Genomic DNA, 14,626 nt, shown 5'->3' with positions numbered 1-14,626 from the left:
TTCCAGTGGAAAGTAATAAGCAGTCAATAACTGTGTACAGAGTGAAATATTAAGGCTTCCGCAACGAAATACCTGTCATTCAATTTTTTATTTATGAATTTGTAGTCCCAATCACCACGGATTATCAGCGATCCACATTATTTTCCCCGTGGTATCTTTAATAAAAACAGGCGGTCCAAATCTGCCATGTGCTCCGTCGTTACCTTGGCTACCTGTTATCGAAACGACGCCGATAGCCCGTCCTCCCTCTCCACCGCTTCCTCCCATACCACCCTGGTTGAAATAAAGAATGCAGGGACATTTTGCGGTAGAATTAAATGTTACATTGATCGTTCCCCCATCCCCCCATTGCCGCCGTCTCTGCCACTACCTAAATAGCTTTTGTCATTGCCTTTCTACATTTAATTAAAAAGAATGGAAAATTCTCGGTCACTTCTGTGATATCAAATAATCCAGCTTTGCCAAACTCTTCACTGATCGATTCCCTATCATAAAAGAACATGTTAACACCATCGAATATTTCATAACGATCCTTGCTAACAAATCTGCCTTTGCCATAGGTATGGGCTTCTTTTGAAATAGCAGTAAAAATCATATAGCCATTTTCAGCTAGTTGATTATAGCAGTCGTGGATGAGTTTCGTTCTTTCGTTACTGTCCAGTAAATGAATTAAAGCATAGCAGAATATTCCATCGTATTGGCATGTATCATATGGCATATCAGTAACAGAACCATGATAGATAATCATCTCTGTTCCGTAATGTTTTCTTGCCATTTCAATAGCCGTTTGTGATATCTCAATCCCTGTTACAACTATTCCGTTGTCTCTGAAAATTTGCGCGTTCCGTCCGTAACCAATTCCGGGAATGAGCATATTTTTGACTGAGTTTTGAAGAAAAAAATCCTTCGTCAATACTGCCGATTTTGATGGTTCAAAGCCCCACATCTCCTGTTTTTCGATAAAGCTTTTTTCCCAGAATTCAGGTTTTTCGGTTTCATTTATCATAAGCCCTTTTTATTATGCCGGCAAGTTACGTATTTACTAACTTGCTTGTTTAGACGTTAGTCCATTCCCCTTGTTTTAATAAAAGAGGGACAGCGCCTCTTTCCCTGGCAAAACGCAGAAAATTGCCTTCGGGATCAGGGGTCTCAAAATAGTCGCTTTCCGGTCTGCCATAGTGAATAGGGCAAACCATACGTGCCCGCAGCAGCTTTGAAGCTACTACCGCCTGTTCGGGCCCCAGCACGGCCGGGATACCCGTGTCGTTCACCTGTCCCTGGTTAAGCCTCGCACCATTGATGGGCATGAAGGCAATATCAAAAGGACCGTATGCAATACCGATGTCCCGCCAGTAACCATGCCAGAGCGTATCACCACAATGAATGATCTTTTTGCCGCCGGCCTGTACTACCCATGATACCTGGGGATGTCCGAAGCCATCCACCGCCGGTACGGGTATCGCCACCAGGTCACCTGTCCAGCGGGAGACATCGATGGGATGATATAACGGAACCGGTTGAACCCTGATATCCCGCGTATCGATCCAGGGAATGGTATCCACGGAACAGTATAACCGACTTTTCTTGTCAAAAACAGTTTTCAACGCAGCGGGATCGTAGTGATCGGAATGATGGTGCGTGATAAGGGCATGCCGGTTTTCGGTCGAGACCTCCAGCTTCATGTCCTTGTATTCATCAGAAGAAGTAGCATCAATAAAGAGAGTAGTCGTATCGCACTCGATCTTTATACCGGCCCATGCTAAACGCTGTATACGCATGCCACCCGGAGAAGGCTTTACCCACCCTGCTGCCGCACCTCTTGCCAGGGGCGCAAGCAGGTTTAAAGATGCTGCTGAGGCGATGGTGCGGATAAGGTCTCTGCGTTTCATAGGAAAAGGGATTGTTGAACTGCAAAGTAGACCAGACTAAACAGTCGCGCAATCTGATTCTTGCTATTTTATTGACATCTACGAAATATAGCAGCCTTCGTAAAACCAAGTTGTCCAATCCGGAATTTCTTATTCACATAAAATTTATCTGTAAGGTACCGGTGATGATGATAATTGGGTATATTTATGATAGTACAGCAAGATGCTAACTATCCATGAATCAGTCCTGATGAGACCCTTTTTTAATTTTAATCTTAACCCTCAAAGTATGAAAAATCTATTAAGTGTATTTCCCCGACAGTTGTTGTCTGTAGCTCTAATGGCAGTTTTAATGCCAAGCTGTAAAACAGAAAAAGATGACGTTATTAAAAAGGAACCAGTCCCCGCTGCGGCACCTCAGATATCGCTGACATCGGTCATTTCTTCCGGCTTAAGTGCTCCTATGCAGTTTGTGCATGCGGGTGATGGCAGTAAACGTGTTTTTATTGTGCAAAAAGCAGGCACTATAAGAGTATATGATTCTACCTTTAATTTTCTTTCTGTATTTGGCACCGTATCAAATGTGAGTACCAGTGGTGAAAGAGGTCTGCTCAGTATGGCCTTTCACCCTAACTATTCAACGAATGGGTTTGTTTATGTTTATTATACCAATACAGCAGGCAACCTTGAGCTTGCCAGGTATCATGTAAATAGTGGTAGTCCGAATACGTTGGATGCTGCATCAAAAGTGATCGTACTAACCATCCCACATCCCACCAATGCAAACCATAATGGAGGAGAGCTTCACTTCGGTAGTGATGGATATCTGTATTTATCTACCGGTGATGGTGGTGGTAGTGGTGATGTTCCCAACAATGCGCAGAATACTTCTGTGTTGCTGGGTAAAATATTACGTATGGCCGTTAATACTTCTACCACTGCTCCATATTATACTATTCCTGCAGGCAATCCTTTTTCAAATGAAGTATATGCTTATGGGCTGCGTAACCCCTATCGCTGGAGCTTTGATAAAGCCACCCAGGATATGTGGATAGGTGATGTTGGGCAGGATTCGTGGGAGGAAATTAATTTCCGCGCAGCAGCAGCTACTTCAGGAACTAATTACGGATGGCGCTGTTATGAAGGTAATGCCACATATAACTCTTCCGGATGTACGGGAACAAATTATATCTTCCCTGTGCATACTTATGCCACACAGAATCCTGCTGCAAGTATTACAGGAGGGGTAGTTTACAGAGGTACTACATACCCCGCTTTGCAGGGCTGTTACCTGAGCGCTGATTTCTATTCAGGTATTTTTTATAAAATTGTTCCTAATGGCTCCGGATGGGATGTTACTACTCAAACACTTTCTCCGACAGGAATTGTAGATTTTGGAGAAACTGAAAGCGGAGAAGTGTATGTTGTATCCAATACCGGGAACAGTGTATACCGTGTTACATCAATCTAAATGCTGCATTTAATACATCAGGACTGCAAAGAAAAGAGGGTATCTTCAAAAGTAATTGAGGCGCCCTCTTTTCTTTTCGATCGGCGTGAGCGAACCAATTTATATTACTTTTCTATCTTTAGCATATTTATTTACTACTGATTCGAGTTCAATTCTAAGTCTGTTTATATCCATTAGTGTACTATCAATGGTAGATTTATCATATTAGCTTTATATAAGAAGGTCCTTTATTCCTGAAAAAAGGTACGTAAATTTATGAACTGTATAAATCTATGACACTAACCCAGAAAGAAAAACCGGCGTTAATGACAAGAAGGTCAATAATCTTAATAGGATTTATCATTCTTAAATTTGCCCTGCAGAGCATTCTGATAAGCCCGGAATATGAATTACAAAGGGATGAATATTTACACCTTGACCAGGCACACCATTTGGCCTGGGGATATTTATCTGTTCCTCCTGTAACTTCCTGGATTTCCTATTTAATTTCGATATCAGGAAATACCATATTTCTGATTAAGTTTTTCCCGGCACTTTTTGGCGCGTTAACGATCTGGGTAGTTTGGAAGACGATTGAAGAACTAAATGGAAACTTATTTGCACTAATCCTGGGAGCTACCTGTGTTTTATTTTCAGTTTTGCTGCGGTTAAACACCCTGTATCAACCCAATTCGCTAGACGTACTATGCTGGACAACTTTATATTTTTGTATCATAAAGTATATAAATTCCGAAAAACAAAAATGGCTTTTCGCCGGAGCAATGGTGTTTGCGTTGGGATTTTTGAATAAATACAACATTGTGTTTTTAATTTTAGGATTTTTTCCGGCCATTCTGATAACCCAACAACGTAAACTATTAACACAAAAGCAATTCTATTTAGCGATTCTATTGGGGCTACTATTTATTCTCCCTAATCTCTTATGGCAATACAATAATAATTTCCCTATCATTCATCATATGAAAGAATTGTCCAACAAGCAATTGGTCAATGTAGACAGATGGGGGTTTTTAAGGTCACAACTGCTTTTTTTCACCGGTTCTTTGTTTGTTATTGTTGCCGGATTATATGCTTTATTATTTTATAAACCGTTTCAAAAATACAGATCTTTTTTTTGGACGATCATTTTCACACTATCCATTTATATTTATTTCAAGGCGAAAGATTATTACGCCATCGGGCTTTATCCTGTTTATATTGCATTTGGTTCCGTTTTTCTTTCAAATATCTTGAGAAGATATTTACGGCCACTGGCTGTTTTAATTCCCGTCCTTTTCTTTATTCCAATGTACCAGGTATCCTTCCCGAATAAAAGCCCGGAATATATTCTGATGCACGAACATAAGTATAAGCAATTGGGACTTCTTCGCTGGGAAGACGGGAAAGACCATCCTTTGCCACAAGATTACGCAGATATGTTAGGTTGGAAGGAATTAGCCCACAAAGTTGACAGTATTTACTCAGGTCTTTCTGAGCCAGACCAAACACTTGTCCTTTGCGATAACTATGGACAAGCAGGTGCAATAAATTATTACACTAAGAAAGGAATTAAAGCCTCATCTTTTAGTGCAGATTATATCAACTGGTTTAATCTTGACAGACAATATACCAATCTTATAAGAGTAAAAAATTATAAGGACAGGGACGATGAATTGAAAGTAAGCAGCCCTTATTTCCACACTTCTTTAGTTGCAGATTCGATCACTAATCAATATGCAAGAGAGTATGGAACAACTATATTTGTTTTTACAGGTGCTAAAATTGATATTAGAAAAAGAATAATAAATGAGATTACAGCAGTAAAAAACGAACACTAATATATTTCGAACCAAAAGAGCCTTCAGATCCAAAGATCTGAAGGCTCTTTAATTTGTTGATGGGAAACCGGATTCTGCGAGATCTGGTTATAACAATCTGGAATAAACTATTACAAAGCAACTCCGAAAAGATTCATCAAAAACTGTAAGTTGTTTTCAGTGTGTAAGGCTTCTGTATTTCGCAGACTCTCTTCGGTTATAGGTACTAAACGCTTTAACATTTTTTGTTCAAAAGAAGTGATGGCCAGCTCAATGGTATTAAATTGTCCGTAACATAAAGCCTCATACAATTCCAGTGCATCGGCCAGTGCCTGATTGGCACCTTCCCCTGCATATGCCGGTATCCGGTGAGCAGCATCTCCAATCATCGTAAGATTGGGCAGTGCTTTCCAATACTGATTGGAAGGAAAATGATACCATGGACGTGGCACGAGCGTTAACGCATCAGTGGCAAACAACTCCTCCCATTCCTTATTCCAGTCAGCAAATTCCTGCTTAAACCATGCTGCAACAGAAATCCTGTCTGTTAAATCCATACCTGAATCTGAGAGCCAGTTTTCCTGTTTTTTTAACCCGATTAAAAAAGTAAGCGTGCCATCACCTTTGGTAATAAAGGAAATTGTCCTGCCATTTTCCAGCGCAAACAGGCTTCCTCCTTTTGCAAGTTGCCAAAGCTTAGGCGCATTGATCTCTGCGTTGTAAATATTTCCTTCAATAGAGGTTACACCTGAATATACCGGAGGAATATCTGTGATGTATCTCCTTAGTTTGGAGTTAGCTCCGTCCGCTGCAATGACCAGATCGGCATAAGAGCTGGTTCCGTTTTCAAACAGTATCTCCCAACCTGTTCCCGAAGGTTTCAATTCGGAGAACCTCGCATTCCAGACAATGTTCTCCTTTTTCAGAGAGGCTATGAGCATATCACGCAAAGAACCACGGTCTATTTCAGGGCGGAAAAGTTCATTGCCAAAGTCTTCTCCGGGTTTTTCTTTGTGCTCATCATATAAGATGTCCATTTTGCTGTTAACGATTATTCCTTTATCAGCTCCCGGACGATAATGCTTCTTAAATTCATCCATCAATCCCGCGGCATTCAGGGCTTTCAAACCAGTATCGTAATGCATGTCCAGTGTGGACCCTTGTTGACGCACGTTTTGATCAGCATCCCGTTCATATACCTTTACGTTCACGCCCTGTTGCTGTAAAAGCCTTGCGAGGGTTAATCCCGCGGGGCCACCGCCGATAACGGCCACCTGTTTATCTTTTAGTAACATATTTATATTTTTTTGTTACTGCAAAACTATTTATACATTTATAGATAAAATAGCCATATATGCTATTAAAATAGTCGCAAATGAAAATATCGGTTACTGATAAACATGGCTCGGGGATTATGTTGGAATTTGCCCGGGCCTTTGGACTCACCATTCAAGGGCGCTTTTTCCATATTCCGGAAAGTAAGGGAGGGGGATATCTCACCGGCTTTTCCTGGGAAAATGGGCTACGAATGATGCTGCGTAACTATTATCTGAATGAAGAAATTTTGCTGGAGCGGACAAATGAACTTGCTGAAGGACAGGATGACATTATTTTTTTGCTGAGCGATATTTTCCCCTATTCTGTACAACAGGAAAAACAGCTATTGCCTGAACAAGCCAGCGTATTTATTTGCGCACATGCCGTTTCTTCAGTGCTTACCATGCCTTCAAACACATTTTTCAGAAGTGTGACGATTGCTGTTCCGCGCCAGTATCTGCTTCAACACTTTGGGAATATACAACACCCGGTGGTTATAAGTATTCTGGAAGCCAAAGACAACTTCGCTTATGAAACCAGTCTTTCACCCGAAATGATCAAAACAGCCAGCGAAATCCTGAATCTGCCGGTACCGGAAAGTTTGGAAAGTCATTACTGCAAGCTGAAATGCGAAGAATTGCTTTGCTACATTTTTGCCTTGCTGATGCAACGGGAAGCTCTGCCAACAAGCAGTATGCATATGGACGATATCAAAGCTATTTACGCTATTAAACTCCGTTTGCAGTCGCACCTGGACAAACCTCCCGATATCGCTTCTCTAGCCAGAGAAGCCGGCATGAGCGAACCTAAAATGCGAAAACTGTTTAAGCAGACGTTTGGAAAAGGTGTTTTTGAATATTACCAGTCGAACCGGATGCAGGAAGCTGCAAGATTACTGAAAGAAAAGCGATTGACAGTTTCTGAGGTGGGCTACCAACTGGGATTTACCAACCTGAGTCATTTTTCAAGAGTTTTTGAACAGTATATAGGCATGAAACCGAAGAAGTATTCGGCGGCGGCTATCATTCAATGATAACCTGCCATGGAATTCTTGAAGTGTCCAGGTAGGTAACATCACTTGCTATAAGGCTCTTTAATCATTTCCCATTAAAGCGCCTGAAATTATATGTAAAACTCAGCATGATATAACGTTGCCGCACACTGGTCCTTGTATCTACGATCGTGTTAGCAGTCGTCATCCTGGTTACACTCATATTTTGCTGTAAGAGGTCATTTACTGACAGTTTTATTTCACCCGCACGGTTCTTAAATAATTGTCGGCTCACTGCAGGAGATATCAGAGGGATTCCTTTTCTATAGCCTGCCGCCAGATTATCATTGTACATGTAATAAAAGGACATATTGAATAACCAATCCCTGTAATAGTAACGGGCATTGACGATCAGCTGTTCCATCACGTAACGGGTCGTGATATCTTCATAATGTACTTTGAACAGATTAGTGATGGTACTGATGTAATAATCGAATTGTTCTGTAATATGCCCCTGAAAGGAGATGCTCTCTCCTACGCCGGCACTATGTGTTATACTGGTTTTCTCATTTAAAATGACAGGCGTATGCTGATAATTAAATGAAGTGACCGTATTCATGGAGGCATTTATTTTTTGCAGTGGAAAACTATAATTGATACTCGCACTGGCATTATAAGTACCATTCATATTGACGGGTGTACTTACCTGCGTACCCGAAGCCAGCTGCGTGATAGCATTTTGTACCGCATTCCTCAGGCTTCCCCCACTCAGGATCACGGAGAACATACGTTGTGATGGAAGCATCAGATTATACGTCACACTGGCATTATGCATATAGGGTTGTACCAGGTGAGGATTGCCCTTTTGGATAAACAGGGAATCGATGGTAGACTGTACCGGTTGTAACTGATCAATGGATAAAGCCATTGGCTGACCACTGTAACTAAATACCAGTTGTTGTGTAGAAGTTAATCCCAGCGTAGCATTCACTACGGGTGTAAGACTGAAATAATGTGTACGCAGCACACTGTCTTTGGTGATATTAGTACCCTTCAGCAGATCCTGCTCTGCCCCTACTCCTGCTACTATTTTCCATTGCTGACTGATCAGGCGATAACTTAGCATGAACTGGTGGGTCTGATACAGGTTCTTAAAATGATTACTCTGCAGACTATCCCGTTGATCATATACATGGGAGGCCTGATCAAAACGATACACCTGATTATTTGCCTCACTATTGTTATAGCGGTATTTATAATTCAGTTCCATTGCCTGATTGGCTGCTAATGGTTCTGTATAAGATATCACAGGCACAATGTTGGAGGTGTTCACTTTCGTAATATTTTGCTGATCTATATTGGATACAGCTGGTGTTGCTGACAGGTAGGTGGTCTGTGTATTACTATAGGTTTTATTCCTGGTCTCATTGGAATTAATGGCAACATCTACTGAGAAGGTCCTCGCCGGCTTACGGAACCGGTGCATATATGCCATACTACCGCCTGCCGATTGCTGTTCCGTATACACGAACCGTTCACTCGCTGAGCTGTAAATGCTATCTCCTGATTGATCAGTCAATACTGAATGACGAAGATCGCTGGAGGAAGACTTACTATAACTGGCATTGGGCCGGATTGTAAGCGTATTAAGACTATCCGGGCGGGTATCAATATTAAAACTGATGCGGTGTCGTTCACTTGTTCGTACATTATGAGCTGTCTGTGAATTGATCGTTACAGAATCGCCTGTAAAAATATTTTGCGTATGACTATCCTGATCATAGATAGTATGTTGGTGTCCATATGAATAATTACCATAGGCCAGTGTTTTATCACCCCATTTATCCCTGTAATTAAAATCGACGGAAGCCAGATGATTGATACCGGTACTGACCTGTGGAGAAGGTCCATTGTTCTGTGCCTGTGTATTAATATCATTGGCCTGTGCCACCAGTGAAAGTTGCTGGTTGCCATTAAAGCGGTTCAGGTTGAGGCCCGTATTATATGTACCGGATGTTCCCACACCAGCCATTGCATTGCCAAAGACCCCTTTTCGTTTATTCTTTTTAATGACTACGTTGACAGTTTTTTGTTTAGGTCCATTATCAAAACCATTGAATGCTTTCTGATCCGCACTGGCATCATATACCTGAACTTTGTCTACAATATCGGCTGGCAGGTTTTTGGTGGCAGTCTGCGGGTTACCGCCAAAGAAGGGGACGCCATCTACCAGCAGGCGTTCTACCGTCACACCGTTCACTTTGATCGTGCCTTCCGGACTTACCTGTACACCGGGTAGTTTTTTTAGCAACTCTTCCAGCACGGCATAGGCCCTGGTAGGGAAACTGCCTGCATTGAACTCAACGGTATCATTCCTGAAGACAACGGGTGGCTGTCTCACCACTACATCTCCCAGATGATATACCTGCGGAGACAGGTAAATAGTATCCAGATTGACTTCCGGACGGTCAGGATGGATATGCAGATAACGGGTTTCAAATCCTACAAAACTTAATTGCAGCAGGTAACTGCCGTAGGGAACATGGGCCAGTCTGAAAGCCGCATCTGCCTGTACAGGTGTGAATCTTATAAATGCAGAATCGGAGGCATTCAACAATACAACGGAGGCGCCTTTCATTTGCTGATTGCCGGTACTATCCTGTAATGTACCGGAAATGGCTGCCATTTGTCTGGCAGAAGACGCAATATAAAAACAAACACTGAGCAACAATAGGGCAATGGACTTCATAAAAGCAAAAGGGAAAAAGGCTGCATTACGGGGCAGCCTTTTGGATGTAAGAAATTAGAAATTACTGGTGCTGAAGTACAAGGTAAAATACATGTACGTAGGAGGATTGGAAGTAGAATAAAAGGTCTTCCTGTAGTTCATAGCAGTCGTAACCGGAATAGTACCGACAGCTCCGGGAGCGATTACAACGCTGGCACTATGCGCAGGATAGTCATAGTTGAATTGCAGGTCCAGTTGTACATAATAAGTTTTTGTGCTGGTATTTTTAATAGTGACATAGGAACTACCACCAGTCTGCACTTCCACCGTAAATGCATTTGAGATGCTTGTGGGGGTTTCAGTTGATGTAATCGTTCCAATTGTCAACGTAGGCGATGTGTGGTCGATGTTCACACCATACAATGGCCAGGAATAATTAGTGATCACACCTTTCTGAGTGGTCTTTACATTGAGTACAAAATCCTGCACAACCAAACCATAGTCATAAATGTCCGCTCCACCGGATAAATAAATACCCATTGTTGACTGGGCATGGGAGTTCAACGAAACAAAAGAGCATAGCAAGGCAATAAAGACTCCATAGATCTTTTTCATAAAAAGGGGGTTTTTATAGTTAACAAAAAATAATTCAGAGAAAAATATATTAGCTCATCAGCATAGTTAGGATTAAGGGTTTCCTAATTGGGTTTTCAGTTTACGCAGTGAAAATTACTGCACTGATCATTCAGGTGAGTAAATCAATAGATGAATTTTACACAGTTTTCCACGAAATGACATTTCATGACCATGAATACTGTTTTTGTGTTTACAGTTCAGCTAATTTGGATAAAACTTCCATTCTAAGATCCTAAGCAGATTAGCTTAGTGACTGCAGGTCTGACTGTGATAAAATATAATCCGCAATAATGGTTATATCTATACGCAGGAAAGTCAGATCTTTCATATTTCCCAAAAGTACGGACACACAGTTAATGCCAGGTGTGATTTATTATGCAGGAGAGCTACATTTTTCAGTAAAGTACTTTGGTGATCTGATCAGGAATTCTGCTCAGGAATTCCGGCAATTGTTAATGTGGCCTGTATTTTATCAGAAATTCGAATAAACTTATTAAATTAGGTTCCCCAAATAACCATCAAATCTCTCAATTACCAATTTAATCCCATCATTTTTCACCTTCAAAAACCATAACTATGGGACCAATCACCCCCAACACCCCTAACACCAGTAACCGTGATCAGGTTACAGATGCAAAAACTGCTGTATTGCTTTGCAATGTCTCGTTGGCAAACAATCCTGTCCAGGCAATTGGAAGCTCCCTGTCGGGCTGGAAAATAGTCTGGAGCGGAAACCCGGCTGACCCCAATTACGCCTTTATTGCGGTGGACTCTACCGGACAAAATTATGCGCTGATCTTCCGGGGCTCGGTTGCTTTTAATGACCTGGATTTTCTTGTTGACTGGATCGAGGAAGACTTCAATGTATTGGGACGGGTAAGCTGGCCTTATGCCAGTACCTCTGATGCACGTATCAGCAAAGGGGCTGATAAAGCATTCAAGGCTATTATGAGCATGACGGACTCGCAGGGTTCCGGCATCCCTATCGGGGAGTATTTGTTAAAGAATACGGTCGGTAACGGCCAACGGCTGATCATTGCAGGGCATAGCCTGGGTGGTAATATAGCCAATGTATATGCGTCGTATTACGTACAGACCCTTCCGAAGGGCATCTCTTCCGACAATATTTCCCTTTACACCTTTGCGGCACCCGCTGCCGGTAACCCCGCTTTTGCCAGGGATCTGGATAACAAGCTGCCTGCAGCATGGCATTACCACAATGAGAATGATATTATTCCCAATTTTGCGGTTCCTGACAGGATCGTTTTTACTGGTAGTCTGTACACACCTCAACCGGCAGCGGCTGAAATTACCACTACCTATAAGGGACAAACTGTCAGTCTGCAAGAAGCTTTTCTCCTGCTGGCAGCCTTATTCACCCTTGATGATTATCAGCAACCAGCAAATAATTATACATTCTTCCCCACCCTTCTGGATACTAATCATGAAGCCAATACCCTCAAGGGCTGGTTAGGCCAGGCGGGCGCCCAGCATCAGATCAGCAACTATGCGCAGTATCTCGGTATAACGCTGCCATCGATATCATCATTTATTTCGCAGCCGCCAGTGCCGGCCGTTTAAACAGATCACTATCAATAAAAAATACTTTGGGGGCTGGTCTAAAAGACCAGCCTTTTTTTCTCTTATTTGATACCCGCTGATCTAACAATGTCAAACTTTATCAAAATACCAGTTTGATGCATAAAATCATTTTGTAAAATGATTACTTTGTAACCTATTTACAAACTAATAATATGCCGATAGACCAACTCATTGAACATTTTGCACAATACATCCCGCTTAGGGAAATTGAAAAGAATGAGTTGAAGCAACGCGTAGTTGAAAAGAAGGTGAAACGCAGACAGTTTATCCTGCAACAGAATGACGTTTGCAAACATTATACATTTGTTCTTTCGGGATGTTTTAAAATGTATGGGGTTGACGACAATGGAACAGAACATAACATTCAGTTTGCTGCTGAAAACGAATGGATAGCTGATATTGGTAGTTTCCATTCGGGAAAAGAAAGCCGGCTATATATTGAAGCGATTGAACCATCCGTGGTGTTGCAGATTGAGAAGCCAAACCTCATCTACCTTTATCACAACCACCCAAAATTCGACAGGATATTTAGAGTTATCGTAGAAGAAAAGTTTATAGAAATTCAAAACAGGGTGCTGCAAAACATCAGTTCCACAGCCGATGAAAGGTATCATACTTTCCGTGAACAATACCCCCAATTAGCCAACAGGTTACCTAATACGCAAATAGCATCTTACATCGGCATCACACCGGAATTTCTAAGCAAGATCCGCAGGGTCAAGTAATTTACCCTTAACTTAGGTTAAGCCTATTTCTTAACCTTGTTTATTGGCTGATCTTTTCAATAACCGGTTGCTTTGCACTGTACTTAGAAACAAGTAGTACAATAAAAAAATGCAAACAACTGAAGAACAAATCGCCATTGAAAAACTGATCCTTTCCTACAGCGATGCCTTTAACGCAACCAATATTGCCAAAACAGTTGCAATATATACGCCTGATGGCGTCCTTATGCCTAACAACGGCCCTTTAGTCCAGGGAACAGAACAACTAACAGCTTCTTTTGAATTCCTGCTGAAAACTTTTCAAATACAGGTTCGGTACATTATCGATGAAATTATTGTAAGCGGCGAATACGCTTTTGTAAGAACAAATTCAAACGTTGATACACATGTTAAGTCCAGTGGTGAAGATATTTCTTTAAAAAATAAAGAACTGTTCGTACTCCGCAAGCATCTCGGTGAATGGAAAATATCCCATTATATATTTAACAATACTTCTGCAATTAAATAAATTCATCTACATCAAATAAAAAGAATTGGTATGATAAGCATATGGGCTTTATCGGCAATAACTACGTTGGCAGGGTATTACCTTTGTCGCGCCCAAAGGATATATATAATTCAACCTGATCCTAAAATTCTTTGATATGAGATATAAAACAAGAAAGAGGATAGTCAATTGACTATCCTCTTTCTGTTCGGTCGGGCCAACTGGACAAATGTCTAACCTGTTTATACGGGATTTAAAGGAGTTAGGGCAGTTTGTTAGCCTTTATTATTTATAGCAGAATATTCGCAATTAACAGTTAATCAATCACTTACGTAAATATTGAAAAATGATAGAGAAGTGAGGCATATACCTAGTTCTTTAATCTTTACTTACTTTTATAAAAAAAACGTGTACGATACTTTTCAGCAGTACCTTGATCGAAAGATCGCATTGACCAATGACGAAAAAGAATTGATACGCTCCGTTTCAATTTTGAAAAAATTACGAAAAAAACAATACTTACTGCAAGAGGGTGATGTGTGGAAATATGATGCCTTCATTACCAAAGGTTGCATGCGTATGTATGCGGTAGATGATAAAGGCATCGAACATATTATTTATTTCGGTGTAGAAAACTGGTGGATCGGCGACCGGGAAAGCCTGCTAAACCAGACGCCGTCGCGGTTGAACATAGATGCGATCGAAGACTGTGAAGTGGTATTATTTACCGGCCCGAACTTTGAAATGATCTGTTCTAAAATTCCGGCTTTCAGGGATATGGTCCATGCGATTATTTCGAAGAGTTTCAATGTTAACCAAAACCGTATTTTATCCGGCATTAGTAAGTCCGCTGAAGAAAAATACCTGGATTTCCTCCAAAAGTATGCTGACTTTGCTATGCGTATTCCGCAGGCTATGATAGCTTCTTACCTGGGCATTAAACCTGAAACGCTTAGCCGCATCAGAAATGGCATAACAAAAAAATAATTGTTTCCTATTCATTAT

General features: G+C 41.3%; 12 protein-coding genes. 7 read left to right on the top strand and 5 right to left on the bottom strand.

The window, feature by feature from the left end; translation table 11 throughout:
• Window positions 1-370: 370 nt before the first annotated feature.
• Both BMW86_RS24215 and BMW86_RS24210 read right to left on the bottom strand, forming a co-directional pair.
• A complete protein-coding gene (locus BMW86_RS24215) occupies window positions 371-1,006 on the bottom strand; it encodes a class I SAM-dependent methyltransferase (RefSeq protein ID WP_089784815.1) in 636 nt (211 codons plus the stop codon).
• 49 nt (window positions 1,007-1,055) lie between these two features.
• Window positions 1,056-1,889 carry an MBL fold metallo-hydrolase gene (locus BMW86_RS24210; protein ID WP_089784812.1) on the bottom strand — a complete coding sequence of 278 codons (834 nt, stop codon included), beginning with the start codon at window positions 1,887-1,889 and terminating at the stop codon, window positions 1,056-1,058.
• Between the two features lie 268 nt (window positions 1,890-2,157).
• Here BMW86_RS24210 and BMW86_RS24205 point away from each other — a divergent pair, with 268 nt between their 5' ends.
• Both BMW86_RS24205 and BMW86_RS24200 read left to right on the top strand, forming a co-directional pair.
• Complete coding sequence (locus BMW86_RS24205; protein ID WP_177189374.1) at window positions 2,158-3,339, top strand: PQQ-dependent sugar dehydrogenase; 1,182 nt, start codon at window positions 2,158-2,160, stop codon at window positions 3,337-3,339.
• 305 nt (window positions 3,340-3,644) lie between these two features.
• Window positions 3,645-5,156, top strand: coding sequence for a glycosyltransferase family 39 protein (locus tag BMW86_RS24200; RefSeq protein WP_089785789.1), 1,512 nt, complete (start codon window positions 3,645-3,647; stop codon window positions 5,154-5,156).
• A gap of 110 nt (window positions 5,157-5,266) precedes the next feature.
• Here the strand turns inward: BMW86_RS24200 and BMW86_RS24195 are convergent, their stop codons facing one another.
• Window positions 5,267-6,430 carry an FAD-dependent oxidoreductase gene (locus BMW86_RS24195; protein WP_089784807.1) on the bottom strand — a complete coding sequence of 388 codons (1,164 nt, stop codon included), beginning with the start codon at window positions 6,428-6,430 and terminating at the stop codon, window positions 5,267-5,269.
• Between the two features lie 80 nt (window positions 6,431-6,510).
• On the opposite strand from BMW86_RS24195, the gene BMW86_RS24190 reads away from it, so the two are divergent.
• Window positions 6,511-7,485, top strand: coding sequence for a helix-turn-helix transcriptional regulator (locus tag BMW86_RS24190; RefSeq protein ID WP_089784805.1), 975 nt, complete (start codon window positions 6,511-6,513; stop codon window positions 7,483-7,485).
• Between the two features lie 64 nt (window positions 7,486-7,549).
• Here BMW86_RS24190 and BMW86_RS24185 read toward each other — a convergent pair whose 3' ends face one another.
• Entirely contained in the window at window positions 7,550-10,192 is a 2,643-nt protein-coding gene (locus tag BMW86_RS24185; RefSeq protein ID WP_089784802.1) for an outer membrane beta-barrel protein, read from the bottom strand.
• Window positions 10,193-10,246: 54 nt separating this feature from the next.
• Window positions 10,247-10,786 carry a hypothetical protein gene (locus BMW86_RS24180; RefSeq protein WP_143056682.1) on the bottom strand — a complete coding sequence of 180 codons (540 nt, stop codon included), beginning with the start codon at window positions 10,784-10,786 and terminating at the stop codon, window positions 10,247-10,249.
• Window positions 10,787-11,383: 597 nt separating this feature from the next.
• Between BMW86_RS24180 and BMW86_RS24170 the strand changes: the two genes are divergently transcribed.
• From BMW86_RS24170 to BMW86_RS24155, 4 genes are all read left to right on the top strand, one after another.
• On the top strand, window positions 11,384-12,388 hold the full coding sequence (locus BMW86_RS24170; protein WP_089784796.1) for a lipase family protein: 1,005 nt from the start codon (window positions 11,384-11,386) through the stop codon (window positions 12,386-12,388).
• A gap of 173 nt (window positions 12,389-12,561) precedes the next feature.
• The gene (locus BMW86_RS24165; protein ID WP_089784793.1) at window positions 12,562-13,134 is read left to right on the top strand and encodes a Crp/Fnr family transcriptional regulator; all 573 of its coding nucleotides are present in this window, start codon (window positions 12,562-12,564) and stop codon (window positions 13,132-13,134) included.
• 109 nt (window positions 13,135-13,243) lie between these two features.
• Complete coding sequence (locus BMW86_RS24160; RefSeq protein WP_089784791.1) at window positions 13,244-13,642, top strand: YybH family protein; 399 nt, start codon at window positions 13,244-13,246, stop codon at window positions 13,640-13,642.
• A gap of 471 nt (window positions 13,643-14,113) precedes the next feature.
• Window positions 14,114-14,608 (top strand): Crp/Fnr family transcriptional regulator, encoded by a 495-nt coding sequence (locus BMW86_RS24155; protein ID WP_255372993.1) that lies wholly within the window; start codon window positions 14,114-14,116, stop codon window positions 14,606-14,608.
• Window positions 14,609-14,626: the final 18 nt, after the last annotated feature.

The organism is Chitinophaga sp. YR573 (assembly GCF_900110995.1).
Taxonomy (GTDB): Bacteria; Bacteroidota; Bacteroidia; order Chitinophagales; family Chitinophagaceae; genus Chitinophaga.
The sequence above is the reverse complement of the archived record's forward strand: the minus strand, read 5'-3'. Positions and strand labels throughout refer to the sequence as shown.